Annotated in this window: 24 protein-coding genes; 8 read left to right on the forward strand and 16 right to left on the reverse strand. The window is 72.7% G+C overall.

The annotated features are described in order from the left end of the window. Window positions 1-22: 22 nt before the first annotated feature. The 3 genes from OG710_RS16510 to OG710_RS16520 all read right to left on the reverse strand — a co-directional run bounded on the left by OG710_RS16510 (window position 23) and on the right by OG710_RS16520 (window position 2,487). Window positions 23-766: a hypothetical protein gene (locus OG710_RS16510; protein WP_330240008.1), complete on the reverse strand. Its 744-nt coding sequence runs from the start codon at window positions 764-766 to the stop codon at window positions 23-25. Next, window positions 763-1,194, reverse strand: a complete 432-nt coding sequence (locus OG710_RS16515; RefSeq protein ID WP_330240009.1) for a hypothetical protein — start codon at window positions 1,192-1,194, stop codon at window positions 763-765. Before OG710_RS16515 ends, OG710_RS16510 begins: the two co-directional genes overlap by 4 nt. 111 nt (window positions 1,195-1,305) lie before the next feature. After that, window positions 1,306-2,487: a hypothetical protein gene (locus OG710_RS16520; protein WP_330240010.1), complete on the reverse strand. Its 1,182-nt coding sequence runs from the start codon at window positions 2,485-2,487 to the stop codon at window positions 1,306-1,308. Window positions 2,488-2,657: 170 nt separating this feature from the next. Between OG710_RS16520 and OG710_RS16525 the strand changes: the two genes are divergently transcribed. After that, a complete protein-coding gene (locus OG710_RS16525) occupies window positions 2,658-3,287 on the forward strand; it encodes a GNAT family N-acetyltransferase (RefSeq protein ID WP_330240011.1) in 630 nt (209 codons plus the stop codon). Between the two features lie 63 nt (window positions 3,288-3,350). Here OG710_RS16525 and OG710_RS16530 read toward each other — a convergent pair whose 3' ends face one another. Further along, window positions 3,351-5,660, reverse strand: a complete 2,310-nt coding sequence (locus tag OG710_RS16530; RefSeq protein WP_330240012.1) for a heavy metal translocating P-type ATPase — start codon at window positions 5,658-5,660, stop codon at window positions 3,351-3,353. Window positions 5,661-5,935: 275 nt separating this feature from the next. On the opposite strand from OG710_RS16530, the gene OG710_RS16535 reads away from it, so the two are divergent. Beyond that, window positions 5,936-6,625 carry a copper homeostasis protein CutC gene (locus OG710_RS16535; RefSeq protein ID WP_330240013.1) on the forward strand — a complete coding sequence of 230 codons (690 nt, stop codon included), beginning with the start codon at window positions 5,936-5,938 and terminating at the stop codon, window positions 6,623-6,625. Between the two features lie 127 nt (window positions 6,626-6,752). Here the strand turns inward: OG710_RS16535 and OG710_RS16540 are convergent, their stop codons facing one another. The 3 genes from OG710_RS16540 to OG710_RS16550 are packed head-to-tail and all read right to left on the reverse strand — an operon-like array spanning window position 6,753 to window position 8,309. Continuing rightward, window positions 6,753-7,331 carry a PASTA domain-containing protein gene (locus OG710_RS16540; RefSeq protein ID WP_330240014.1) on the reverse strand — a complete coding sequence of 193 codons (579 nt, stop codon included), beginning with the start codon at window positions 7,329-7,331 and terminating at the stop codon, window positions 6,753-6,755. After that, entirely contained in the window at window positions 7,328-7,876 is a 549-nt protein-coding gene (locus OG710_RS16545) for a SigE family RNA polymerase sigma factor (protein ID WP_330240015.1), read from the reverse strand. The genes OG710_RS16540 and OG710_RS16545 overlap by 4 nt, the downstream gene beginning before the upstream one ends. Window positions 7,877-7,907: 31 nt before the next feature. After that, window positions 7,908-8,309, reverse strand: a complete 402-nt coding sequence (locus OG710_RS16550; RefSeq protein ID WP_330240016.1) for a hypothetical protein — start codon at window positions 8,307-8,309, stop codon at window positions 7,908-7,910. Between the two features lie 142 nt (window positions 8,310-8,451). Between OG710_RS16550 and OG710_RS16555 the strand changes: the two genes are divergently transcribed. After that, on the forward strand, window positions 8,452-11,091 hold the full coding sequence (locus OG710_RS16555) for a glycoside hydrolase family 9 protein (protein ID WP_330240017.1): 2,640 nt from the start codon (window positions 8,452-8,454) through the stop codon (window positions 11,089-11,091). A gap of 49 nt (window positions 11,092-11,140) precedes the next feature. On the opposite strand, the gene OG710_RS16560 is transcribed toward OG710_RS16555, so the two are convergent. Next, window positions 11,141-13,207, reverse strand: coding sequence for a HelD family protein (locus OG710_RS16560; protein ID WP_330240018.1), 2,067 nt, complete (start codon window positions 13,205-13,207; stop codon window positions 11,141-11,143). A gap of 375 nt (window positions 13,208-13,582) precedes the next feature. On the opposite strand from OG710_RS16560, the gene OG710_RS16565 reads away from it, so the two are divergent. Continuing rightward, window positions 13,583-13,753 carry a hypothetical protein gene (locus OG710_RS16565; protein WP_330240019.1) on the forward strand — a complete coding sequence of 57 codons (171 nt, stop codon included), beginning with the start codon at window positions 13,583-13,585 and terminating at the stop codon, window positions 13,751-13,753. 36 nt (window positions 13,754-13,789) lie between these two features. Here OG710_RS16565 and OG710_RS16570 read toward each other — a convergent pair whose 3' ends face one another. The 3 genes from OG710_RS16570 to OG710_RS16580 form a co-directional block, all read right to left on the reverse strand. Further along, a complete protein-coding gene (locus OG710_RS16570) occupies window positions 13,790-15,433 on the reverse strand; it encodes a DNA repair helicase XPB (RefSeq protein WP_330240020.1) in 1,644 nt (547 codons plus the stop codon). A gap of 127 nt (window positions 15,434-15,560) precedes the next feature. Further along, complete coding sequence (locus OG710_RS16575; protein WP_330240021.1) at window positions 15,561-16,106, reverse strand: hypothetical protein; 546 nt, start codon at window positions 16,104-16,106, stop codon at window positions 15,561-15,563. 102 nt (window positions 16,107-16,208) lie between these two features. Further along, window positions 16,209-18,653 (reverse strand): helicase C-terminal domain-containing protein, encoded by a 2,445-nt coding sequence (locus OG710_RS16580; RefSeq protein WP_330240022.1) that lies wholly within the window; start codon window positions 18,651-18,653, stop codon window positions 16,209-16,211. An 85-nt stretch (window positions 18,654-18,738) separates the two neighbouring features. Between OG710_RS16580 and OG710_RS16585 the strand changes: the two genes are divergently transcribed. Further along, complete coding sequence (locus OG710_RS16585; RefSeq protein ID WP_330240023.1) at window positions 18,739-19,770, forward strand: hypothetical protein; 1,032 nt, start codon at window positions 18,739-18,741, stop codon at window positions 19,768-19,770. 83 nt (window positions 19,771-19,853) lie between these two features. Next, the gene (locus OG710_RS16590; RefSeq protein ID WP_443064265.1) at window positions 19,854-20,492 is read left to right on the forward strand and encodes an HAD family hydrolase; all 639 of its coding nucleotides are present in this window, start codon (window positions 19,854-19,856) and stop codon (window positions 20,490-20,492) included. Here the strand turns inward: OG710_RS16590 and OG710_RS16595 are convergent. Then, window positions 20,489-20,713 (reverse strand): hypothetical protein, encoded by a 225-nt coding sequence (locus OG710_RS16595; RefSeq protein WP_330240025.1) that lies wholly within the window; start codon window positions 20,711-20,713, stop codon window positions 20,489-20,491. The two genes, OG710_RS16590 and OG710_RS16595, sit on opposite strands and share 4 nt — an antisense overlap. Before the next feature lie 201 nt (window positions 20,714-20,914). Between OG710_RS16595 and OG710_RS16600 the strand changes: the two genes are divergently transcribed. Further along, window positions 20,915-21,298, forward strand: coding sequence for a cold-shock protein (locus OG710_RS16600; protein WP_330240026.1), 384 nt, complete (start codon window positions 20,915-20,917; stop codon window positions 21,296-21,298). A gap of 60 nt (window positions 21,299-21,358) precedes the next feature. Here the strand turns inward: OG710_RS16600 and OG710_RS16605 are convergent, their stop codons facing one another. From OG710_RS16605 to OG710_RS16620, 4 genes are read right to left on the reverse strand one after another with little or no spacing between them, the layout of a single operon-like run. Continuing rightward, window positions 21,359-22,636 carry an ABC transporter permease gene (locus OG710_RS16605; protein WP_330240027.1) on the reverse strand — a complete coding sequence of 426 codons (1,278 nt, stop codon included), beginning with the start codon at window positions 22,634-22,636 and terminating at the stop codon, window positions 21,359-21,361. Beyond that, window positions 22,633-23,346: an ABC transporter ATP-binding protein gene (locus tag OG710_RS16610; RefSeq protein WP_330240028.1), complete on the reverse strand. Its 714-nt coding sequence runs from the start codon at window positions 23,344-23,346 to the stop codon at window positions 22,633-22,635. Before OG710_RS16610 ends, OG710_RS16605 begins: the two co-directional genes overlap by 4 nt. Next, complete coding sequence (locus tag OG710_RS16615; protein ID WP_330240029.1) at window positions 23,343-24,698, reverse strand: peptidoglycan-binding domain-containing protein; 1,356 nt, start codon at window positions 24,696-24,698, stop codon at window positions 23,343-23,345. Before OG710_RS16615 ends, OG710_RS16610 begins: the two co-directional genes overlap by 4 nt. Further along, complete coding sequence (locus tag OG710_RS16620; protein WP_330240030.1) at window positions 24,688-24,978, reverse strand: response regulator transcription factor; 291 nt, start codon at window positions 24,976-24,978, stop codon at window positions 24,688-24,690. The genes OG710_RS16615 and OG710_RS16620 overlap by 11 nt, the downstream gene beginning before the upstream one ends. Before the next feature lie 225 nt (window positions 24,979-25,203). Here OG710_RS16620 and OG710_RS16625 point away from each other — a divergent pair, with 225 nt between their 5' ends. Then, window positions 25,204-25,722 (forward strand): hypothetical protein, encoded by a 519-nt coding sequence (locus tag OG710_RS16625; RefSeq protein ID WP_330240031.1) that lies wholly within the window; start codon window positions 25,204-25,206, stop codon window positions 25,720-25,722. Window positions 25,723-25,794 lie beyond the last annotated feature (72 nt).

A 25,794-nucleotide genomic window follows, 5' to 3' on the forward strand; every position in this document is an offset into this window, starting at 1 on the left:
GTCGCCCTGCGCGTTGGCGGCGTCAGTCGTTGTGGAGGACGGCCCGCCAGTCGACCAGCCGCAGGGTGCAGCCCTCGACGGTCCGGACCTGCAGTTCGAAGGAGGTGCCGGACCGGTCGGCGAGATCGCCCAGCGCGAAGTCGGTGGTGGAGCGGGCGGGCAGCCGGGACCGGCGCGGGGTGACGCCCTGGGTGACCGCGGTGAGCAGGACGTGCGTCTTGTGGGAGCACGCCGGGGCGTCCGGATCGTCCTCCCCGATCTCCAGGGTGAGCCGGAGCCGGTCCCGCCGGTCGGCGTGGTCCGGCTGGGGCAGCGTGAGGGTGAGGGCGCTGCCCGGCTCCCCGGTGAGCGGCTGCTCGCCGGTCACCCGGATCGTCGCCGGGACCTCGCCGTTGCGTACGACGTTCTGGAAGGACCACCAGCTGACCAGGGAGAGGACGAGCGAGGCGATGAGCAGCCAGGTCCGCGCCCGGTACCGGAACCCCCGGCCCTGCGGCCGGCTCGTCCCGATGTGGATGACGGCGGTCAGGAAGGCGAGGATCAGAAAGACGAAGAAGGCGGTGTACTGCTTGCGCGGGCCGCCCGGCCAGTTCCAGGCGGCATAGCCGGCGAAGACGGTCGCCAGGACGAGGAAGAGCCAGCCCGCGACGGAGGGCATCCGCTGGAAGAAGATCTGGACCATGGTGCCGACACGGCTGATGATCGTGCCGCCGTCACCGTAGTTCTTGCCGTCGAACGAGCTCCCTGTGCCGGGACCGTCGCTCATGGCCGGTCGTCTCTCAGGTGCTGGTTGAACGTCCCGACGGTGCCGATCACCGTGTTGTAGTCGCCGTGCGACTCGACGCTGATCCGCTGGGTGGGTGCGGTGGCCCTGACCACGTTCACGAGGCCGGGGTCCTTCTCCGGGTCGGCCAGCCAGGTGGTCAGCGCGGTGGCGAGCCTGTCGCGTTCCTCATCGTTCAACCCCGCCAGCATGGCGTCCAGCCGGTCGGCGTCCTGCGAGGTGAGCGCGCCCTCGTCGGCGGACGCGGGATCGTCCCGGCCGATGAGGCGCCGGAACGTGCCCTCGCCCGCGTCGAGGGCACGGTCGGAGATCCGGTCCACGGTGCCCTGCAACACGCCGTCGGCCGCGCGGGAGGCGAAGAAGGAGAAGTAGGGAGCAAGCTGGCCGGCGAGATCGATCAAAAGAGACACGATGGCTCCAGGAGGGGCGTGAGGACACTGCCAACTCTCTTGATGCCCAAGGGTAGTTGAGTGGACACAAATCCGGCATACGAAAATTGGTACGTCCGGTGGGTGTACCGCTCAACTGGTGACGGACGGCAGGCCGAAGTGGTCGGCGATGATCCGCAGGGTGACGCCGCCGTCGTCGTTGAAGCCGGGCTCGGCCTCATAGCGCGGGATCTCCCGGCCGATGACTCCGGCCGCCAGCAGCTCATGTATCAGCAGGTCACCGTGGCGGCGGGACTCGCGGCGGCACCCGACGTTGAAGTACGTCGTCTCGAAGCCGCGCCGGCTGTGCTGGAAGTGGAACGGATGCGCCGCGCAGTGCGGGACGCCGTAATGCTGCCCGTCCGGGCACTCGCAGGCCGGGGCGGAGGACAGGAACACGGTCTCCACCGGGTTGGGCTTGCCGAACCGGTCCTCGTAACGGAATCCGGTGACGAACCCGGCCTGCTGGCGGGCGTCGCCGCCGTTGTCCCTGGCCGGGTCGTGGGTCACCCAGGCCCAGCCGTCCGCCTCGCCCGACGTACGGGCGGGGAGACCGGCGTCGGCGTAGATCGCGGTGAGCGTGGGCAGGTCCACGCCCTTGGCGTACGTGACGTACGTGTTCGGCGGGACGAGGGGCGCGGCCGAGGGACCGGCGGGGGCGACGCCGGCCGGCGCGGCAGGCTCCGGTTCCGCCGCGGCAAGGACCGCCACCGCCGCCCCGCCCGTCACCTCGCGCGCGAGCGGCGGCGACGGCAGTCCGAAGCACGCGGCGATCGCCCGTGCGACCCGCTCGTCCCGGTCGTCCCGGTCCCCGTCGTGCTCCCAGCAGTCGTGGGAAGGGTCCGTCTCCCACACCCGGCACTCCGAGTCCGGCCCGATGAGGTTCGCGGCGAGCAGTTCGGCCGACAGGTAGTCCGGGCTGGTGCCGACGCGCTGTTCCAGGTCCTCGAAGCTGAAGTGGATCGTGCAGACGCCGTCCCGCAGCAGTGTGAAGGTCGGCGGGTGCGCCTTGACGCTGCACGGTTCGGTCACCAGCACCACGACCTCCGCCCCCGGCGGGCAGATTCGCCGGTAGTCGACGTCGTCGTAGTCCTCGGCCTCCGCGTTGACCATGTCGTGCACCGCCCACGCCCACCCGTCGGCCTCCCCCGAGGCCAGCGGCTCCCGCGCCAGCTCACGCAGCCCGGAGACGAGCGCGTCCAGGGAGATCCCTCGCGCGAACACGAGATTGGTCTCGTGCCACATGAACTCGCAGGTGCTGTCGATCCACGTCATACGCCGAGCGTAGAGGCGCCCACTGACAACGGGGAGTTGCTGCGGTCCCGCCGGGGCGACCGGGTCCGGCATATTCGCGCGACACGTCGCCGAGGGCTCTGGAATTCTGCGGGCGGACCGCGTGCGGCTCCGTCTCGGTGTTCCTTTTCCTGGACTTGAATGGGTGAGCGATGACTTTTGTGCTGGAAGGGCCGGTTCTGCGGGGCTCACGGGTACGGCTGGAACCGCTGGAACACCGGCACGCCGAGGGGCTGTCGCGGGCCGGGCAGGAGAACCGGGACGCGTACGGATACACCTGGGTCCCCGAGCCCGACGAGGTCGAGGGCTACATCGAGGCCCAGCTCGGCCGGGCCGCCGCCGGGAAGCTCGTGCCGTACGTGCAGGTGGACCCGGCGTCCGGGCGGGTCATCGGGGCCACGGCGTTCTGGGAGCCGCGGTACTGGATGGGCGAGGACGTCCTCACCGCGATCGAGGTCGGCTTCACCTGGCTCGCCGCCTCCGCGCAGGGCACCGGCGTGAACACCGAGGCCAAGTACCTGCTCTTCCGGCACGCGTTCGAGGAGTGGTACGTCGAACGCGTCGACCTGAAGACCGACGCCCGCAACGCGCGCTCGCGGGCCGCGATCGAATCCGTGGGTGCCCGCTTCGAGGGCGTCCTGCGCAACTGGTCCCGGTCCTGGGCGCCCGGCGAGGGCGACCGGCTGCGGGACTCGGCGATCTTCTCCATCACGTCCGACGAGTGGCCGGCGGTCCGGGAGCGCCTGGAGGCGCGGATGCGGCGGGCACCGGCCGGAGGGTGAGCGGACGCAGGGAGCCGCCCGCGCCGGGTTCGGCGCGGGCGGCTCCCTGCCGCGACGTACGGGTTACGCCTGCGCTCGGAAGCCCCGCAGGCGGAGCGAGTTGCCGACCACGAAGACCGACGAGAACGCCATCGCCGCGCCCGCGATCATCGGGTTCAGCAGGCCCGCGGCGGCCAGCGGGAGCGCCGCCACGTTGTAGGCGAAGGCCCAGAACAGGTTCGTCCGGATCGTGCCCAGGGTCCGGCGGGCCAGGCGGATCGCGTCCGCGGCCGCCCGCAGGTCGCCGCGCACCAGGGTCAGGTCACCGGCCTCGATCGCCGCGTCCGTGCCGGTGCCCATCGCGAGGCCGAGGTCGGCCTGGGCGAGAGCGGCCGCGTCGTTCACGCCGTCCCCGACCATCGCGACCGAACGGCCCTCCGCCTGGAGGCGCTTGACCACGTCCACCTTGTCCTGCGGCATGACTTCCGCGTACACCTCGTCGATCCCGACCTCCGCGGCGACCGCCTCCGCGACCGCACGGTTGTCACCGGTCAGCAGGATCGGCTTCAGGCCCAGCCGGCGCAGCCGCTCGATCGCCTCCGCGCTGGTGTCCTTCACCGCGTCGGCCACCTCCAGGACCGCTCGCGCCTCGCCGTCCCAGGCGACCGCGATGGCCGTCCGGCCGGCGGCCTCCGCCTCCGCCTTGCGGCGGGCCAGTTCGGCCGGGAGACGGATCTCCCACTGGGCGAGCAGTTGCTCGCGGCCCACGAGGACCGCGTGGCCCTCCACGATGCCCTGGACGCCGAGTCCGGGGACGTTGGCGAAGTCCTCGGGGGCGGGGAGGGTGGCTCCGGTGCGGTCGGTGGCGCCGGTGGCGACGGCCTGGGCGATGGGGTGTTCGGAGGCGTGTTCGAGGGCTCCGGCGAGGCGCAGGACGTCGGTTTCGGTGGTGCCGGGTGCGGTGTGGACGGTCTGGAGGGTCATGCGGCCGGTGGTGACGGTGCCGGTCTTGTCGAGGACGATGGTGTCGACGCGGCGGGTGGATTCGAGGACTTCGGGGCCCTTGATGAGGATGCCGAGTTGGGCGCCGCGTCCGGTGCCGACCATGAGGGCGGTCGGGGTGGCGAGGCCCAGGGCGCAGGGGCAGGCGATGATCAGCACGGCCACCGCCGCCGTGAACGCCGCCGTCAGCCCGGCGCCGTTGCCCAGCCAGAAGCCCAGGGTGCCCAGGGCGAGGGCGATGACCACGGGGACGAACACCGCCGAGATCCGGTCCGCGAGCCGCTGTGCCGCCGCCTTGCCGTTCTGGGCGTCCTCGACGAGCTTGGCCATCCGGGCGAGCTGGGTGTCCGAGCCGACCCGCGTCGCCTCCACGACCAGCCGGCCGCCCGCGTTGAGCGTCGCGCCGGTCACCGCGTCGCCTACGCCGACCTCCACCGGGACGGACTCGCCGGTGAGCATGGACGCGTCCACCGCGGACGAGCCCTCCACGACCGTGCCGTCCGTGGCGATCTTCTCGCCGGGGCGGACCAGGAAGCGGTCGCCGACCTGGAGGTCCGCCGTGTCCACGGTCACCTCGCGGCCGCCGCGCAGCACGGTGACCTCCTTGGCACCCAGCTCCAGGAGCGCCTTGAGCGCCGCGCCCGCCTTCCGCTTGGAGCGGGCCTCGAAGTACCGCCCGGCCAGGATGAACGCGGTGACGCCCGCCGCCGCTTCGAGGTAGATGTTGCCCGCGCCGTCGCTCCGGCCGATCGTCAGCTCGAAGGGGTGCGTCATGCCGGTCATCCCGGCGGTGCCGAAGAACAGGGCCCACAGCGACCACAGGAAGGCGGCGGACGTGCCGACGGAGATCAGCGTGTCCATCGTCGCCGCGCCGTGCCGGGCGTTGGTCCACGCGGCCCGGTGGAACGGCCAGGCCGCGTACGTGACGACCGGGGCCGTCAGGGTCAGGGCCAGCCACTGCCAGTAGTCGAACTGGAGCGCCGGCACCATCGACATCGCGATCACCGGCACCGCGAGCAGTACGGACGTGACCAGCCGCTGCCGCAGGGGCCGCAGCTCGTCGGCCGCCGCGTCGGCTTCGGTCGATCCGCCGGTCGCGCCGTGCTCGGCGGTACGGGCCGGGGGTGCGGGCTCGTGCGCCGTGTACCCGGTCTTCTCGACCGTGGCGATGAGGTCCTGTACGGAGACGTCCGCGCCGTCGTAGCTGACGCGGGCCTTCTCCGTGGCGTAGTTGACGGTCGCCGTGACGCCGTCCATCCGGTTGAGCTTCTTCTCGATGCGGGCCGCGCACGAGGCACACGTCATGCCCCCGATGGCGAGCTCGACCTCTGCGGCGCGGGTGGCGCCTTCGGCGCCGATGGCGCCGGTGGTGGCTGCGGTGTGCGCTGACACGGGGCCCTCCTCGATCGGCTGTCTGATGTCTGTTGTCGATACCCGTTGTAGATACCCCCTGGGGGTATCCATCTCTGACTCATGTATACCCCCTCCCCCTATCCTCGCGCAAGGGTGATCCGGCATGGATGTGCCGTTTGCCGGTGGCGGGTCGGACGCCCCGTGTTCGGCCTCGCGTATCTTCACGTTCGCAGTGCGGCTGCGCGCGGGCCTACCGCCCCGTAGGCTGGCCATTGGACTAGACCTGTAGCTGCTTCCTGGAGGATTGGGTTCCCATGAGCAACCGTGCAGTCCTGGAGGTGATCGCTCTCGACGCGGAGGACGCGGTCGCCGCCCAGGCGGGTGGTGCGGACCGGCTTGAGCTGGTCACCGACATGGCGGCGGACGGCCTCACCCCGTCCCGTGCGACCTTCGCGGCGATCCGGGAGGCGGTGGACATCCCGCTGCGCGTGATGCTCAGGGTCGCCGACGGATTCGCGGCCGGTGACATCGACGTCCTCGTGCGCAAGGCGCGTGAGCTGCGTGCGGAGGGGGCGGACGAGTTCGTCCTCGGCTTCCTGGACGCGGACGGCAACCCCGACCTGGTCGCGGTCGAGCGGCTGGTGGCCGAACTGGACGGATGCCGGTGGACGTTCCACCGGGCGATCGACCGGGCCGCCGACCGCGACGCCCTGCGCAAGTCCCTGGCGGACCTGCCCGGCCTCGACACGTACCTCACGGCCGGCGCGGCGGCCGGCGTCGACGAGGGCATCCCCACCCTGGTCGCGGAGGCCGCGCGCAAGGGCGAGCCGGGGTACGAGCCCCAGATCCTCGTCGGCGGCGGCCTGCGCCTCGACCACCTGCCGGAACTCCTGGCCGCCGGCATCGACGCCGTCCACATCGGCGGCGCGGCCCGCCCGACCGGCTGGTCCGGCCCGGTGGACGCGGCAGCGGTACGGGAATGGCGGTCGGTGCTCGACCAGTAGGGCGCGGGGCCGTACTCGGCATGCCCCGTCCGGCAGGGTGGGCCGCCGCGTTGCGGCCCACCCTGCCGGGCCGGTTCCGCACCTTCCCGCATGGCCGGGCCTGGACGCACGCCGAGGGCCCGGTCGCTCAGGTTCTGCCGGGTTTGCCCGTCGAGACCAGCAGGAGGACGGACGAGCCCGGTGCCACCGGTTCTGCGCCGCCCCGGGGGTCACTGCTGATCACCTGCCCGGCGGGAGCGTTCCAGTCCGTGTGCCGCATGATCGTGCAGCCCAGTCCGAGTCCGCGCAGCAGGCTTCCGGCCTGTTCGACCGGCATTCCGGCCAGGTCCGGCAGCGCGATGCCCGCTCCCGCGGTCTGCTCCTGCTCCTGTGCCGGAGTCGCATCGGCGCTTCCACTCCTGGGGGTGCCGGTGGCGAGCGGGGCGCACGCCCCGTTCGCCGGTGAGGACTGGGACGGGGAGGCGCCGGGCGCGGGCGGCACGGGCTTCAGCGCGAAGAACCCCACCGTGGCGCACGCCAGCACGCAGCACGCCGCAGCGGTGCCGAGGAGCGCCCGGCGGGTGCGGCTGCGGCTGACGACTCGTTCGATCGCGGCCGCGTCGACGACCGGCGCCGTCGGCCCGTCGGCGAAGGAGGCCACCGCGGCACGCAGCTCGGCTTCGAGGCTCGGCTCGAACGGGGCGGGTCCGGACGACGTGTTCCTCACTTCGTACCTCCGAAAGCGGCCGACGGGGTGTGCGGCGCCCGGGCGCCCGATACGGAATCGCGCAGCTTGGCCAGGCCGCGGGCGAGCTGGGACCTCACCGCACTCGAAGAGATGTCCAGGACGCCGGCGACCTGCCGGGCGTCCAGATCATGCAGGTAGTACAGGACCACCACGCTGCGCATGCCCATCGGCAGCCCGAGCAGTGCCTCGATCAGTTCCGCGCGCACATCCACCTGCCCGAACCGGTCCCGGGGGTCGGCCGTCTCGGGCACCCCCGACAGCCCGGGGCGCTCGCCCGGGCGCGACAGCCGCCGCCAGCGGTCGTTGGCCAGGTTGACCAGCACTTTGCGCACGTACGCCTCCGGCGAGTCCGCGACCTCGACCTTCCGCCAATGCCGGCACGCCCGCTCCAGCGCCTCCTGCACCAGATCCTCGGCCACGTGCACGTCACCGGTCAGCGCATACGCGGTGCGGAACAACGCTCCCGACCGCTGTGCGACGAACTCCGTGAATCCGTTGCCCGGACCGCTCCTGCGAAACCTCACCCGCCGACCTCCTCTCCTCGTCCCGTCCCGATCACTGCCCCCATGACGGCGGAACGGGGCCGGGTGCTGCACCGAGCCGCCGACAGTGACGTGAATCACAGCTGGGACGGAAGGGTGTCCCAGGACCTCGCGCGGCCGGGACGACCGGCCCGGTTCGGCAGAGCAACGGCCGGCCGTCGCCTTCGCCGTGCTCTCGGAGCCACTCGGCGACATCGTGCACCCGGCGCCCGGTGACTTCGTCGTGCGGGTCCATGTCCTCGGTGTCGAGGGGGATCGGGATCACGGTGCCGCGCAGGGGGGAGGCGACGTTCAGCAGGTCCTCGTCGCGGCAGTCCCGCATCCGCCGGCCGAGATTGCCCATCCGCCCGACCAGCAGCCGCAGGCCGCCCCCGGCAGCGAAGATCATTCCTCGGCGCGCACGTCGTTCTGTCATGGCCCTGGCGTAACTGGGGTCTCGCCGTTCACAATGGGCGCGCGGTGATGGGAACGCTCCCATGGCGCGCCTCCCCGGCATGCCCGTGTGTTGTGGGAGCGCTCCCATCTCTTCCTGTCGTCCCTGACGAAAGGCTCTTCCGGTGAATGCCTTCTCGCCCCCGTCCCCCGTACGGCGCAGACGCCGCGTCGGGGGAGTGCTGGCCCTTGCCGCTCTGTTCGGCGGTGTGCTCACCGCGCCCGGTGCCGTCGCGGCGGACGGTGACGAGCCGGCGCCGGAGCAGATCGTCAACGGTGACTTCTCCGCCGGTACGGCGCCCTGGTGGTCCACGGCCAACGCGCCGGTCGCCGTCGTCGACGGGCGGCTGTGCGCGGAGGTGCCAGCCGGGACCGTGAACCCGTGGGACGCGATCATCGGGCAGAACGACGTCCCGCTCGTCGCGGGCGAGTCGTACACCCTGACGTACACGGCGAGTTCGACCGTACCGCTGTCCATTCACACCAACGTGCAGATGGCGACCGAGCCGTACACCACCGATCTGGCCGAGACGGATCACATCGGCACCGAGGACACCTCCTTCACGCATGTGTTCACCGCGACCGCCGACCGGGACGCCGCACAGGTCGCCTTCCAGGTCGGCGGCGGCGCGGCGGCGACGACCTTCTGCGTGGACGACGTGTCGCTGCGCGGGGGCGCCGAGCCGCCCGTGTACGTACCGGACACCGGCTCGCCGGTCCGGATCAACCAGGTCGGCTATCTGCCCGAGGGCCCCAAGACCGGCACCCTGGTCACCGACGCGACCGACCCGCTGCCGTGGACGCTGAAGGCGGCCGACGGCTCGACGGCCGCGAGCGGGACGACCGTGCCCGGCGGCGAGGACCCGACCTCCCGCCAGAACGTGCACACCTTCGACTTCAGCGACGCCACCGCCACCGGCGACGGCTTCACGATCGAGGCGGACGGGCAGGTCAGCGAGCCGTTCTCGATCCGTGGCGACCTCTACGACGGCCTGCGGTCCGACGCGCTCGCGTACTTCTACCAGAACCGCAGCGGCATCGCGATCGACGCGGACCTGGTCGGCGAGGAGTACGCGCGCCCGGCCGGGCACCTGGGCGTGGCGCCCAACAAGGGCGACACGGACGTGCCGTGCCAGCCGGGCGTCTGCGACTACCGGCTCGATGTGCGCGGCGGCTGGTACGACGCCGGGGACCACGGCAAGTACGTCGTCAACGGCGGCATCGCGGTCGCCGAGCTGATGGACACCTACGAGCGGACCCTGACCGCGGACGGCGCCGAGTCCGCCGAGCTGGGCGACGGCGCGCTGCGCGTGCCCGAGCACGGCAACGACGTCCCCGACATCCTCGACGAGGCGCGCTGGGAGCTGGAGTTCCTGATGCGCATGCAGGTCCCGGCCGGGCAGCCGCTCGCCGGCATGGCCCACCACAAGGTGCACGACGCCAACTGGACCGGTCTGCCGATGCGCCCCGAACTCGACCCGGAGCAGCGCGAACTGCACCCGCCGACCACCGCGGCGACCCTGAACCTCGCCGCGACGGCCGCCCAGTGCGCCCGACTGTACGCCCCGTTCGACGAGGCGTTCGCGGCGAAGTGCGAGACCGCCGCCGAGACGGCGTGGGCCGCCGCGCAGGCGCACCCGGACGTGCTCGCCAGCCCGGCGGACGGCGTCGGGGGCGGCACGTACGAGGACGGCGACGTGCGCGACGAGTTCTACTGGGCCGCCGCCGAGCTGTTCACCACCACCGGCGAGGACACCTACCGGCAGGCGCTGCTCGACTCGCCGCTGCACGGTGACGTGGACGCGGCCTTCCCGGCGGACGGCGGGATCTGGTGGGGCGGCACCGCCGGACTCGGCGTGCTCACCCTGGCCACCGTGCCCAACGACCTGACGGCGACCCAGCTCGCCGACGTGCGCGCGGTCGTCACGACGGCCGCCGACCGGTACCGGGCGCAGACCGAGGACCAGCTGTACGGCGTGCCGTACGTGCCCAAGGGCCTGAACTACGCCTGGGGCTCCAACAGCCAGGTCCTCAACAACATGATCGTGCTGGCCACGGCCGCCGACCTGACCGGCGAGGCCGGTTACCGGGACGCCGTCCTGCGCGGCGCGGACTACCTGTTCGGGCGCAACCCGCTCAACCAGTCGTACGTCACCGGCTACGGCGAGCGGTCCTCGCAGAACCAGCACCACCGGTTCTGGGCCCACCAGTCCGACCCGTCCCTGCCGCATCCGCCGGCCGGCTCACTGGCGGGCGGGCCGAACCTCACCGCCCCCACCTCGGGCGACCCGGAGGCCGCGCAGAAGCTCACGGGCTGCGCCGCCGCGATGTGCTACCTCGACGACAACGGCTCGTACGCCACCAACGAGGTCGCCATCAACTGGAACGCGCCGCTCGCCTTCATCGCCTCCTACCTGGACGACGCGGGCGACGGCACGGGCCCGGACCGCGCCTGCGAGGTCACGTACTCCTCGCACCCGTGGAGCACCGGTTCGACCACCACGGTCACGGTGAAGAACACCGGCACCGAGCCCGTCAGCCCCTGGTCCCTGACCTGGCTGCTGCCCGGCGACCAGAAGCTCAGCCACACCTGGAGCGCCGAGATCGACCAGTACGGCAGGACGGTGACGGCCGCACCGCTGTCCTGGAACCGCTCCATCGCCCCCGGTGCCTCCGTGGACTTCGGGTTCAACAGCAGCATCACCGGGCCGGCGGCCGATCCCGGCACGGTGAAGCTCAACGGGCGGGCCTGCGCCGCCGGATGACCGGGCGGGGGCGGGGGTGGACGAGGGTCCCCCCGCCCCCGCTCCCTCTCTACCGCGTCAACTCGTCCGGCAGCGGCGCAGCGTGAAGCACCGTCAGGCCGGACACCGCACGGGTCAGCGCCACGTACAGCCGGCGCAGGCCCGTGCGCTCGTCCGGCTCCCCGTCCACCACGGCCGCCGGCTCGTCCAGCACCACGTAGTCGTACTCCAGGCCCTTGGCCAGTGAGGCCGGGACCAGGGTCAGCCGGGTCTCGGCGGTCGTCTCCTCACCGGGCGAGAGATAGGTGTGACCGGCCGCCGTCAGCGCACCGGCCAGCGCGGGGACGCGCGCGTCGGCCGCGATCAGGCCGGTGGACCCCTCATGGCCCAGCGCCTCCTCGCACGCCGCGACGACGGCGGTGTCCAGGTCGTCCACCTTCCTCACGGACAGCGAACCGGGCGACTCACGCACCGACTCCACCGGGGTGAGGCCCGGCGAGATCACCGGCAGCAGCCGGGAGGCGTACGCGATCACATCGCGCGGCACACGGAAGCCGGCCGTCAGCTCCTCCACCACCGCGTCCGCCTTGCCCAGGTGGCCCAGCGCCTGTTCCCAGCTCTGCGTGGACCAGGGGGTCGTGCCCTGCGCCAGGTCGCCGAGGACGGTCGCCGAACCGGTCGAGCAGCGGCGGCCGACCGCCCGGTACTGCATGGGGGAGAGGTCCTGCGCCTCGTCGATGACGACATGGCCCAGCGAGTGCGTACGGGAGACCAGGTCGGCCGCCTCGTCGATCAGCACCGCGTCGGCCGCAGACCACTTCGCGGACTTCACGCCGCGGGCCGGCTTGGCCCAGAGGATCGCCTTCCGCTCGTCCTCGGAGAGTAGCCCCTTGGAGTGCTCCGCCAGGAAGTCAGCGTCGGACAGCAGCCGCAGGACCAGCTTGGCCGGGTCGACCGCCGGCCAGATCGCCTTCACGGCCGCCTTGACCGCCGCGTTGCGGGCCACCGCGTTCTGCACCCGGTCGTCGGGCGCCTCGCCCGCCTGCTCCATCCGCACCAGCACGGCATGCGCGATGCGCTGCGGCAGCGCCTCGTGCGCGGCCCCGTACCGCATGTCGCGGGTCAGCAGCTCCTGGACCATCTCCTCGATCTCGTACGCCGGAACCCGCCAGCGCCGCGAGCCGCGCACCACCATGACCGGCTCGGTCGGCGGGGTCACATGCGACCGCAGCGCGCGGCGCAGCACCTCCGCCATCCGCGCGTCGCCCTTCACCACGGCCGACGCCGCCTCGTCCGTGCCCCGGACCTCGATCTGCCCGGTGACCAGGTCCTCGACGGTCGCCTGCTTCACCTCCAGCTCACCGAGGGCCGGCAGCACCTGCTCGATGTAGTGCAGGAAGGAGCGGTTCGGCCCGACGACCAGGGTGCCCGTGCGGGCGAGCCGCTCGCGGTGCGCGTACAGCAGGTACGCCACCCGGTGCAGGCCGACGGCCGTCTTCCCGGTGCCGGGTCCTCCCTGTACGCAGACCGTGCCGCCCAGCTCGCTGCGGACGATCTCGTCCTGCTCCGGCTGGATCGTCGCGACGATGTCCCGCATCGGCCCGACGCGCGGGCGCTCGATCTCCGCCTGGAGCAGCCTGCTCGTCCGGTCCGCCTCGCCGGGGTCGGTGAGGTGCTCGTCCTCGTACGCGGTGAGGTCGCCGCCCGTGTAGCCGAAGCGGCGCCTGCGGCCCACGTCCAGCGGGTCCTTGCGCGACGCCCGGTAGAACGGCTGCGAGACCGGGGCCCGCCAGTCGATGACCATCGGGTCGCCCTGCGCGTCGTGCACATGGCGGCGCCCGATGTAGAACCGCTCGCCCTCCGCGCCCTCCGCCTCCTGCGCCCCGACGACGTGCAGATAGTCCAGCCGCCCGAAGAACAGCGGGGTGTGCGCGAGGTCCGCGAGGGATTTGATCCGCTCGTCGATCTGCGCCTGGAGAACCGCCGCGTTCACCCAGTTCGCCGTGACGTCGCGGATGTCCAGGTTCTGGGCGTCCTCCCGCATGGCCCGCAGCGCGGCGCGGGATGCCGCGAGATGGGCGCGTTCATGGGCGAGGGGGTCGTTGGTGGTGTCGCTCTCGAATTCGTGCGCGGGCACGGTGTTGCCTCCGCATTCAACGCAGGACGGCGGACCGCGACGTGCGCGGTCCGCTCGGGGATCGATCACTGGTACGCACGGGAGTACGTACGGTTGTCGGCCGGTTTCCGTCCGGTCGGCGGCGCTCCCCCGGCTGCCGGCACGGCCCGTCACGGGCCGCCGGTACCACGGTTCGGGAGGCGGGCAGACCGGGGAGTGTACCGGGGCGCGGGGGTACGGCGCGAACCGTTTTCGCGGGGGCGTCCCCGACCGGTTCGGGTACGTCCCGTAGGGGATGCCGTGCGAGGCCGTGCGACCGGAGGCGTACGCGCGCGGCGGCCCGCTTCCGACTCCGGGGCGACGCCCCGGAAGCCCCGTCCGGAGCACCATGGACATATGAGCACCGTGACTCTTGACCCGCGAAGGACCGGCGCCACCGAGGCCCCCGGTCACCCCCACAACCGCGCCTACGGCGCCCTGCGCGCCGTGAAGGCGTTCGCGCAGGCCGCGTTCGGCGTCGTCGTCCTCGGCGAATACGCGGAGGAGGCGGGGGTACGGCGCCGCTGACCGCGCCCGCCGCCCCCGCTCACCCGCTTTTCCGCCTCAGCTGTCCGACAGCAGCTCGTCCGCGTCCACGATCCGGTACGCGTAGCCCTGCTCCGCCAGGAACCGCTGGCGGTGCGCCGCGAAGTCCTGGTCGATCGTGTCGCGCGCGACGACCGAGTAGAACCGCGCCTCGTGCCCGTCCGCCTTCGGCCGCAGCACCCGGCCCAGGCGCTGCGCCTCCTCCTGGCGCGAACCGAACGTCCCCGACACCTGGATGGCGACCGTCGCCTCCGGCAGGTCGATGGAGAAGTTCGCCACCTTCGACACCACCAGCACGTTCAGCTCGCCCTGCCGGAACGCCTCGAACAGCTTCTCGCGCTGCGCGTTGCTCGTCTCGCCCTTGATCACCGGCGCGTCCAGATGCGCGCCCAGCTCGTCCAGCTGGTCGATGTACTGCCCGATGACCAGCGTCTGCTCGCCCTTGTGCCGGCGCACCAGCGCCTCGGTGACCTTCCGCTTCGTCGCGGTCGTCGCGCAGAACCGGTACTTCTCCTCGGCCTCGGCGGTCGCGTACGCCAGCCGCTCCGAGTCCGTGAGGTTGACCCGTACCTCCACGCAGTCCGCCGGGGCGATGTAGCCCTGCGCCTCGATCTCCTTCCACGGCGCGTCGAACCGCTTGGGGCCGATGAGCGAGAAGACGTCCGACTCGCGGCCGTCCTCGCGGACCAGCGTCGCGGTCAGCCCGAGGCGGCGGCGTGCCTGGAGGTCGGCGGTGAACTTGAAGACGGGCGCGGGCAGCAGATGCACCTCGTCGTAGACGACCAGGCCCCAGTCGCGGGAGTCGAACAGCTCCAGATGCGGGTAGACGCCCTTCCGGCGCGTCGTCAGCACCTGGTACGTGGCGATCGTGACCGGGCGGATCTCCTTCTTCGTCCCGCTGTACTCGCCGATCTCGTCCTCGGTCAGCGAGGTCCGCTTCACCAGTTCGTGCTTCCACTGGCGGGCGGAGACGGTGTTCGTCACGAGGATCAGCGTCGTCGCCTTGGCCTGCGCCATCGCGCCCGCCCCGACGAGGGTCTTGCCCGCGCCGCAGGGCAGCACGACGACCCCGGACCCGCCGTGCCAGAACCCGTCGACGGCCTGCTGCTGGTACGGGCGCAGCGCCCAGCCGTCCTCGTTCAGCTCGATCGGGTGTGCCTCGCCGTCCACGTACCCCGCGAGGTCCTCGGCGGGCCAGCCGAGCTTGAGCAGCGTCTGCTTGACCTGGCCGCGCTCGGAGGGGTGCACGGCGACGGTGTCCGGGTCGATCCGGGCGCCCACCAGGGGCTGGACCTTCTTGGACCGGAGGATCTCCTCCAGGACCGGCCGGTCCGTCGTGGTGAGGACGAGTCCGTGCACGGGGTGCTTGGAGAGGGTGAGGCGGCCGTAGCGGTCCATCGTCTCGGCGATGTCGACGAGCAGCGCGTGCGGTACGGGGTAGCGGGAGTACGTCACGAGCGCGTCCACGACCTGCTCGGCGTCGTGCCCCGCGGCGCGGGCGTTCCACAGCCCGAGCGGGGTGAGCCGGTAGGTGTGGATGTGCTCGGGCGCCCGCTCCAGCTCCGCGAACGGGGCGATGGCACGGCGGCAGGCGTCGGCCTGCTCGTGGTCGACTTCGAGGAGGAGCGTTTTGTCGCTCTGGACGATGAGGGGTCCGCTCACGCGCGTTGGCCTTTCGGCTCGGGGGAAACCTCCAGTGTGCCGCATGGGCGGGCGCTGTGTCGTGGGGCCGGGTCACCCCGGACGGGGCGGGCCCGGAGCGCGCGGGCGGGCCGCGCGGGTCCCGGACTCAGGCGGTCGGCGGGCGGTGGCCCCGGCCGCGCGGCAGGCGGCCCTCGTGCACCGCCGCGTGCACCGTGCGCGCGAGCCCGATGGCGTCCTGCGTGAACGTGTCCACCCGGATCGCCCGTCCCTCGCGGAGCCGGAACACGCAGGTGAAGCCCATGCCGCGCGCCTCGGCCAGTGGCCGGCCGTCCTCGCCGCGCGCCTCGACGGACGCGATGTCCTCCCACGGGACGAGGGTCGCGGTGCCCGCGATCCGGTGGGTGAGCCCCCGCTCGTGGACGTCGAAGCTCTGTTCCCGGGTCCGGAACCCCTGGATGAACCGCCAGACGGCGAGCCCGAGCCCGATGAGCCCGACCCCGAGGAGCAGTCCGGCCAGTTCCGGAGCGCCGTCCGTGGAGCCGACGGTGGCGAGCGTGACCGGTATCCCGAAGGCCAGTCCGACCGCCCCGACGACGGTCAGTAAGGCGGCCTGCGTCAGCCGCCGGCCGCCGTCGGTGCGGTGTTCGCGGACGAAGCCGCCGAGTTGCCGGGCGGCGTCGGTGCGTCGCATGTGGATTCCCCCCGTAGTCGCGGACACGCCGAAGTGTGCCCGTGCGGGGTGCGGGGCGAAACAGTTCCGGGGCGAGCTTCTGCCCGGCTCCGGCGGGAGGCCCTACTCCGCGAGTTCGGCCACGCCCGTGATCCGGTGCAGCGGGTACGTGCGCAGCTCGTCCGCCGTGTGGTCGTACGCCGTGACGAAGCCGCCCTCCACGCGGACCGGGGCGATCACCCGCTGGCTGGCCGCGCCCTCCGCGTTGACGTAGCCGATCCACACCGCGGACCCCGTCATCGCGGCGGCCTGCACGGTGACCAGGGTCTCCGCCGGGGTGGTGCGCGGCAGCGCGCCCGGCGGCGCCTCGGGGGCGTCGGACTCCTTCCGGACGTGGGCGACCGTGGCGGCCGTGTCACCGGCCCGGATCGCCCGGACCGCCGCACCGAGCAGGGTGGCGTCCGGCACGGGCGGCCCCTCGGGCACGGGGGCGGGCGCCGACCGGGGCGGGGTGCGGCGCGCACCGGCGCGGGTGATCAGGACGTCCCCGTCGGCGGACTCCGCGGCGGGCGCGTACCCCATCTCGCGCAGCCCGTCCAGGAGCGACGCGGGGTCGGCCGCGGCCGCGAGCACGGTCGGCGCGATCCGCCGCAACCGCAGCGCGGCGGCCCGCTTGTCGGCCAGGATCTCGCCGAGCACCGTCTCGTCGTCGCAGCGCACGTACGAGGAAGCGGCCCCGATCCGCAGGCGCCCGTGGCGGCGGGCCACGTCGTCGATGAGATAGCTGAGCGGCTGCGGCACCGGCGTACGGCTGTGCGTGGCCAGGAAGGCGTGCAGGTCGCCTGCGGTCTTCCCGGCGTCCAGGGCGCGGCGGACCGAGCCGGGTGTGAAGCGGTACACCGTGGCCCCGCCCTTGGACTCGACGTCCGCGAGGGTGCCCAGCAGGTCGGCGAGCGGGCGCTCCAGCGGGCCCGGCGCCACGGCGGTCAGGTCGGCCTGGAGCAGTACGTGGTCCAGGGGCTCGGGCAGCAGCGGGGCGAGCAGGGCGGCGGCCTTCGCGGGCCCGGCGGTGAGCAGGGCGCGGGTGTGCGAGGCGAGGGCGCCGCGGCCGGTGATGCCGAGGACTTCCGCGTCGTTGAGCGTCCACAGGGCGATCCGGGACCGCAGGTCCATGCCGTCCCCGGCGGCGGCCCCGCGCAGCGGGCGTTCCCAGCGGAGCCGGGCGAGGACGGACTCCGGGTCGGGCGCGGTGCCGTCCGGCAGCGCGTCGAGGAGGGCCAGGACCCGCCCGCGCACCTCGGGCGCGGCGGAGCGGTCCAGGTCGGGGCCGAGGGCGGACAGCGCCCGCCCCTTCGCGTCCTGGCCGCCGACCAGACCGGCCGTGCGGGTCGCGGCGAGCCAGGCGGTGGCGAGGGCGGTCCAGCGCTCCTGGGCGGGCAGGTCCAGCCATTCGTCGGACGCGGGCGTCGGCGCGTACCGCTCGTCCGCCTCGCCGTCCGAGGCCAAAAGTCCGGCGCCGTACGCCAGTTCGGCCCAGAACGCGGCGAGGGGTTCGCTGACGTCCAGCGCGGCGGCGGTCCTGCGCAGCTCGCGGACGCTGAGCCCGCCCGCGCGCAGGACGGGCGGCCCGCCGCCGTTCCACAGCTTCAGCAGCTCCTCGACGGTGGACACGGCGAGGAACGCCTGCCCGGCCGCCGCGCTGTCCACAGCCTGTGGATCGCGTTCGGCGACGGCGGTCACGGCCGGCGGCCCGGGCTCGGGCACCCGGTGGGCGCGCCCGGCCCGCAGATGCAGCGCGGCCTCGCGGGGCAGGACGACGGTCCGGGTCGACACCGGCAGCAGCAGCCCCCGGTCGCGCAGCCACCGCACCGGCGGCGTCGGGTTCGGCGTGACCTCCCCGTACGGCGGCCCCCACACCAGCCGGTCGAGCACCGCCAGGGCCTCCATGGGGGCGGTGTCCAGCAGCTCGCCCATCCGGGCGCGGTCGGTGAACAGCGAGGTCAGGGCGGTCACCGCGGACACCGGGTCGTGCGTGGCGGGCAGTCCGGCGGCGGCCAGGATCTCCTGGAGCCGGCCCGGCGACATGCCCGCGGTGGCCTCGGCGACGGTCGGGCCGAGGCCGGTGGGGGAGGGGTGCTGCGGGGACGGCGCCAGCAGCTCCCGCGCCGTACGGACCAGGCGCAGCCGGTCGTCGTCGCCCCACACCAGGGCCTGTTCGCGCAGCGTGCCGAGCGCGCCGGGCAGCGCGGCCGCGATGGCGGCGCCCGCGTCGTCGCGCTGCTCGCCGTCGTCCTGCCCGTCGCCGGTCAGCAGTCCGAGCAGCGTCCCGTACGGGGCGGGGTCGGGGGCCACGGCCAGTGCCTCGGCGGTCTGGAGGGCGAACCGGTCCAGATGCTCCACGGCCCGGACCACGGAGGCGCGGGTGGCCGCGCGGGTTGCGAGCTGGGTGATGTCGCCCGGCACGGGGGAGAGGAGATCGGGCCGCGCCCGCAGCAGCCCGGCCAGTGACTCGTCGTCCCGGGCGCGCAGCGCCTCGGCGAGCGTCCGCGGTGGTGTGGTCGTCCCCATCCGCCCCACGGTAGTCGCTCCGGACAGCCCCGAGGGCGCTACCGTCGGTGCAGGCCGGCAGTGCGGAACCGAGGGGAAGCATCGGGTGGGGATCGAGAGCGAGCGGCTGGTCCACGACTATCTGAGCCGGGTCGGGGACCTCGCCCTGCAGCAACAGCTGTCCTCGGGCGACCGGATGAGGCTCGTGGCGGACCTCCGCGCCGAGATCGACCGGCAGCGCAGCGCCCAGGCGGCGCACACACCGGGCCAGGTACGGCGCATCATCGGCACGCTCGGCACGCCCGACGAACTGGTCGCGGAGGCGGCGCGCGCGGGCATACGGAACGCGCCGGAGGCGCCGGAGGGGCCGGGTGCCCCGGACATCCCCGCACCGCGCGCCGAGGGCGGCCCGCACCGGGCGGGCACGGACGAATTGGGCCCGGATGGCGGCGGGCCGGACTGGTGGCGTGTCGAGCCGGGCTCGTTCGGCGAGACGGCCTCCTTCGGTGAACCCGGCCCCTTCGGCGAGACGGGCCCCGGCGCGTTCGGTGAGTTCGGCCCCGGTACGGAGGTGGGGGGCTTCCGGGGCGGCGTGGAGATCCCGGAGCTGCTGCGCCCGCCGAAGGAGGAGCCGGAGCCGGAGGAGCCGGACGAGGGGGACGAGGGGCCGGACCCGGACGAGGCCGGGGACGGGGGCGCGGTCGCGGGAGGGGCTTCCGCGCAGAAGCCGCGCCGCCGTCTGCCGAAGCTCCGCCGCAACCGCCCCGCGCCCGAGGCCGCGGCGGCTCCGGTGGCCGCGCGCCGGGGCTTCGGCCACCCGGTGCTGCTGCTGGCGGCGGCGCTGCTCGTGGTGGGCGCGGTGATGGGCTCGCTGCTGGCCCTGGCGGGCGGCTGGCTGCTGGCGTACAGCTCCCGCAAGCTGTCGCGCGCGGAGGCGAAGTGGGCGGCGCTGGGCCTGCCCGGCGTGGTCGGGGCGTCGGCCCTGGTCTGGCTGTGGGGCCGCATGGACGGCCGCTGGGGCGACCCCATCGCGGAGAACGGCATGAAGGACGCCCTGGCAGACACCTGGCCGCTGACGGTACGCACGGCGGCGGTTGCCTCGGCGGTGTTCCTGCTCTGGCGGGCGCGGCGGAAGTAGGCGGGCGGAGAACGGGGGAGCGGGGGACGGTGGGGCGGGAGCGGTGGGCCGGGGGCGGAGGGCCGGGGGCCGGGGACGCCACAATGGTGGGCATGACCCCTCCCATAACCCCTTCCCTGACGGTCGGCTTCGACCTGGACATGACCCTCATCGACTCGCGCCCCGGCATCAGGGCCGCGTTCCTGGTGCTCGCCGCCGAGACCGGCGCCACGATCGACGTCGACCTGGTGGTGAGCCGCCTGGGCCCGCCGCTGGAGCAGGAGATCGCGCACTGGTTCCCGGCCGACCAGGTGTCCGCGATCGCGGACCGGTACCGGGAGATCTACCCCTCGTACGCGATCACCCCGGCGCTCGCCATGCCGGGCGCGCGGGAGTCGGTCGAGGCGATCCGGGCCCTCGGCGGCCGCACGATGGTCGTCACCGCCAAGTACGAGCCGAACGCCAAGCTGCACCTCGCCCACCTCGGCATCGAGCCGGACGTCGTCGTGGGCGACCTCTGGGCCGAGCAGAAGGCCCTGGCCCTGCGGGAACACGGCGCGACGATCTACGTGGGCGACCACACCGGCGACGTACGCGGCGCGCGTGCCGCGAACGCTCTCTCGGTGGCCGTGTCCACGGGCCCGTGCGACGCCGGCGAACTCCGCGAGGCGGGCGCGGACACGGTCCTCGCCTCGCTGACGGACTTCCCGGCCTGGCTGGAGGCGTACGCCGCGCGCGGCTAGCGTTCGCGCGCCCCCGCGCGGGCCGTGCGGATCACGCCCGCCGCCGCGATCAGGAAGCCGACGCCCATCAGCATGCAGAGGGACCAGGCGATGGACGGCAGGGGGTCCGTGCCGAGGAAGAGGGGGGCCATGGTGGCGAGGGTGGAGAGGGCGCCGACGAAGAAGACGATGGCGCCGATCCGTACCAGCCGGTCGCCTGCGCCGGAAGTGGGAGTGCTCACCCCGTCAGGGTAGTTCCCCGGTGCGGTGGAAACGTGTCCGGGTGAAGCAGGTGCCGTTTCCGGACACAGTCCGGATGACCAGGCTTGACGAGGGGTACGTCACCTGTGAAGGCTTTAGCCAGCAGGGGAGCACGACCACAGGACGGCCTGACCTGCTGAGGGCATTCGTTCCGGCACACGGGTTGAGATGGGGTGCGTGCTTTGCCGACTGGCAAGGTCAAGTGGTTCAACAGTGAGAAGGGCTTCGGCTTCCTCTCCCGCGACGACGGCAGTGACGTCTTCGTGCACTCGTCCGTGCTCCCGGCCGGGGTCGACGCTCTCAAGCCCGGCCAGCGCGTCGAGTTCGGTGTGGTCGCCGGCCAGCGCGGCGACCAGGCGCTCTCCGTGTCGATCCTCGAACCGACCCCGTCCGTCGCGGCCGCCCAGCGCCGCAAGCCGGACGAGCTGGCGTCGATCGTCCAGGACCTGACGACCCTCCTGGAGAACATCACCCCGATGCTGGAGCGCGGCCGCTACCCCGACAAGGCGGCGGGCGGCAAGATCGCCGGTCTCCTGCGCGCGGTCGCGGACCAGCTCGACGTCTAGCGGAAGGTCTGTCTCTGTGGGCGCCCCGGCCGGGGCGCCCACAGGCGTGTTCGGCGCGCGTCAGCGCCGCAGGGCCTCGACCGGCTGGATTCCGGACGCCCGCCACGCGGGGTAGAGGCCGGCCAGAAGACCGGTGGCCAGGCCGATCAGCGGGGCCGCCGCCACCGTCGCCGGGTGAACGATCGGGGTCCAGTCCCGGGCGACGGCGACGCCGACCACGGTGAGCGTGCCCAGGCTGGTGCCCACGAGGCCGCCCAGCGCGCCCAGCGCCCCGGACTCGGTGAGGAACTGGGCGGTGATGTGCCGGGCGCGCGCGCCGAGCGCCCGGCGTACGCCGATCTCCGCGGTGCGCTCCAGCACCGCGACGAGCGTGGTGTTGGCGATGCCGACCGTGCCGATGACCAGGCAGATGCCGGCGAGCAGCAGCAGGAGCTGGTCGAGGTCGCCGCTGACGTTGCCGCGCAGGGTGCGCGGGTCGGGCGGCGGGATCGACTTGAAGCGGTCCGGGTGGGCCGGGTCCAGGGCGAGCGCCGCTTCCTGCGCGATCTGGGTGGCGGCCCCGAGCCGGGTGGAGACCAGCATCTTGGCGCGTTCGCCGCGGGCCGGGCCGCCCCAGTACTTCTCGGCCGTGCTGCTCGGGACGATGACGGAGAGGAGCAGGTCCTCCTGGCGGGCCACGTCGTCGACGATGCCGATCACGGTGAGCGGGGTGCCGCCGATGAAGACGGCAGGCTGGGTCTCCAGGGTGGTGATGCCGAGCCGGTCGGCGAGCCCGGAGCCGATGACCACGACATCCTCGGCGCGGCCCTGGTGGAAGGCGTCGAAGGTCCGCCCCTGGGAGAGCGTCGGGTCGGCTGCCGCGAGCACCCCGGGGGTCGCCGCGACCACGGCCGCTTCCTCACCGGCCGCCGTGTCGCCGACCGGTGCGGCCGTGATCGTGCTTCCGCCGGTGACGTCGACGTGCCAGTAGACGCCCGCGTGCCGGACGCCGTTCAGCTTCTCCATGCGGGACGGCGCGTCGTCGGGGAACGCGTTGACGATGTGCTCGGCACCGTCGCCGCCGATGTCCTCGATCGTCACCTCCGTCGCGACGAGGGTGTTGAAGCGGGCGTCGATCTGGGAGGAGGCGGTGGCGGTCAGGCCCAGGATGGCGACGAACGTGCCCACTCCCAGCACGGTGCCCAGGGCGGTCAGCGCGGAGCGGCCGGGCCGCTGGAGGATTCCGGCGTGTGCCTCGGCGAGCAGGTCCAGGGGGTGGAGACGGGTCCGGGCGACCACCCCGGCGGGGCCCCGGTGCCGGAGCCGTCGTAGGGCGGTGCGCAGAACGCGTGGAGTCATGCGGCGCCCTCCGTTTCGGTGAGGACGCCGTCCCGGATCGTCACCTTCCGGGCCGCGCGGGCGGCCACGACCGGGTCGTGCGTGATGACGAGCAGGGTCATGCCGTCGCGGTGGAGTTCGTCGAGGAGCGTGAGTACGGACTCGGCGGTGGCGGAGTCCAGGTTGCCGGTGAGCTCGTCGCAGAGCAGGAGGGACGGGCGCGCCACCAGGGCCCTGGCGATGGCGACCCGTTGCCGCTCGCCGCCGGACATCCGGATCGGTAGCGCGTCGGCCCGGTGGTCGAGCCCCACCCGGTGCAGCGCTTCGAGCGCGCGCTTCTTGCGCTCACGACGCGGGGTGCCCGCGTAGAGCATGGAGAGCGTGACGTTCTCGACGGCACTGCGGTGCGGTACGAGGTGGAACGCCTGGAAGACGAAGCCGATACGGCGGCCCCGCAGTGCCGTCCGGTCGGCCTCCCGGAGGGCGGTGGTGTCCGTGCCGTCGAGCAGGTAGCGGCCCTGGGTGGGTACGTCGAGGAGCCCCGCGATGTTGAGGAAGGTGGACTTCCCGGAGCCGGACGGGCCGACGACGGCCAGGTAGTCGCCCTTGCGCACGGCGAGGTGACAGGGCTTCAGCGCCTCGACCGGCGGCGCTCCGGGGTAGGTGAGGGCCACCTGGTCGAACTCCATGACGAGCGGAGGAGCGTCTTCGAGGGGGGCGTGGGTCGTCATGAAGACGGGCCGCCCCGTTGCGCGGAGGCGCCGCCGGCCGGGGCGCCACCGACGATGACCTTGTCACCGGGGGCGAGGCCGGTGCCTCCGACCGGAGTGACCTCGACGTATCCGTCGCCCGAGATGCCGGGGCGCACCTCGATCCGGCGCCGTCCGCCGTCGGCCAGGAGCACGGTGACCGTGGTCCTGGCATCCGCTCCCGCGGACACCGCGGAAATGGGTACGACGAGGACCTTGGCCTTGGAGGTGGCCGCCTCGACGGTCAGCCGGACGTTCTGATGGGCGAGTTCGGCGGGCAGCGCCTTGGTGGGGGTGACGACGAGGGCATGGCCGACCGCCCCCTTCTCGCCGTCGGCGGCGGGGGCCGCGCCCTCTTCACCGGCGTCGGGCCCGGCGGCGGACAGGCCGTCGGCGACCGATTCGACGACGCCCGACGCGGACGTGCCGGTGAGTTCCGAAAGTATCCGTACCTTCTGGCCCGGCCGGACCAGCCCGACCTCGCTCGACCCGAGGGAGCCCTTGACCACCAGGTCTCCGGCCGAGACGGTGAGGAGCTTGTCGCCGACCGGTCCGCCCACGCGTGCGTCGAGCGAGTCGACCCGAGCGGGGAACACCGGGAAGAACGCGAGTTCGGAGGCCGGAACCATGGGGCCGTCCGCGGCCTCCACGGCGTTCAGCTCGTCGCGTGCGATCTCCAGGTCCTCCCTCGCCCGCTGCTTGGCCGTACCGGGCTCGGCGTCCTGCACCGCGCGTTCCATGTCGGTCGCCGTGCGCCGGGCCTCCCGCAGCTTGAGCTGCCCGTCCTCCTGCGCGGGGACGGGGTCGTAGCCGAGCGATGCGTAGAACCGGGTCACCGCCGTCTTCGTGGCGGTGCCGAAGTAGCCCGCCCGGTCGCCCTGGCTGCCGAACCCGACCGCGGCCAGCGCCTGTTGCAGCTGACGGACGTCGTCGCCGCGTGATCCGGGGCGCAGGTCGCGGTAGACCGGGAGTTTGCCTTCGAGGGAGAAGAGGGGGCGTCCGGAGATCTCCAGCAGCACCTTGCCCGGCTTCACCGCGGCGCCCGCCTTCACCATCACCTTCGTCACCACAGGCGAACCGGCGTCCTTCCCGGACGGCCCGGCCGATGACACGTCGAAGGTCCGGCCGGCGGTGACCTGGCCGCGCAGGACGATGGTGTCGGTGAGCACCCGGCGTTCCACCGGGGCCGTCAGGACGTCCGGTGCGGGCGGTCCCGCCTCGGCGGCGGCCTGCTGGGGCGAGGAGATGAAGGCGGTGGACGCGAGACCGGCCCCGGTCAGCGTGACCGCCAGGGCCGCCACCGTGAACAGGACGTGTCGTCGATTACGCGGCATCCCGGTCCCTCACGTGCTGCTCCCACGATGTCTCGGGCCCTTGGGTGTCGCCCCGTTCGCCGGACCGGCTCAGCCAGCCGAGCTCCTGCGCCCGCGCCCCGAGGGCCAGCCTGCTGTTCACGCCGACCTTGAGCATCAGGCGCTTCACATGGCGCTGCACGGTGCGGTGACTCAGGCCGAGAGCCCGGGCGACCCGGGCGTCCTCATATCCCGCATAAAGAAGTTGCAGGAGTCTTGCCTCATGTTCATTGATTCTATGACTCTTGTCCGAATTGCCCATATCTCCCCCCCGGGAATCCGCCCGTGGAATTGCCAGTTCCGTGGTCCGGACCACGTTAACCCACTGACAGGGGGGAGAGGATGGATTGAATCGTGTCAACCCTATGCAAAAGGGTGCAAAAAAGTTGACGTATTTGCGTCAGATGGTAGAGGGGCGGTGGCGGGGAAGAGGGGGCTTTGACTAACTTTTACGGTTGTCATCTTCATCCCTACTGGAGGGTTAGTCATGATTGCTCGTTGGACGCGCGGGGCGGCTGTGGTCGGCGCCGGATTCCTTGTTGCATTGCAGGGGGGTTCGCCGGCTCAGGCCGTTTCGACCTCGTACGAATCGGATGTGTGCAGTTCGAGCGGCAATCAGTACTGCTTCGAGATTTACTACAACAGTGCCGGTACCACGACCGGCTACTCGTACAGCTCGTGCTTCCTGGCGAATCAGAGCATTTCCAATCACTACGGATACTCCCCGAATGGGGCGGTGCTCGTGAGGTACATCTTCCGCGGCGGCGTGGACCGCATCACGGGCTCCAATCCGGGATGCACCGGTGCTTCGGGTGATGGCATCGAGCTCAAGAACCAGGCCGCGTCGGCGGTGAACAACGAGTGCTCGGTGAACAACATCATCTACTACAACTCCGGCTACCAGGGAACCTCCCAGACCATCACGCCGGGCTGCGGAAGCGACTGGCCGTCGACCAACCTGAAGTCCTCGCTGAAGAACAACAACGCCTCGCACAAGAGGTCTTGATCCGAATGCGAAGAGCGGTCACGGGCTCTGCCCTGATCATTGCGGTTCTGGTGTCGGGATGTTCCGGAGGCG

The sequence above is a fragment of the Streptomyces sp. NBC_00525 genome (genome assembly GCF_036346595.1).
Lineage (GTDB): Bacteria > Actinomycetota > Actinomycetes > Streptomycetales > Streptomycetaceae > Streptomyces.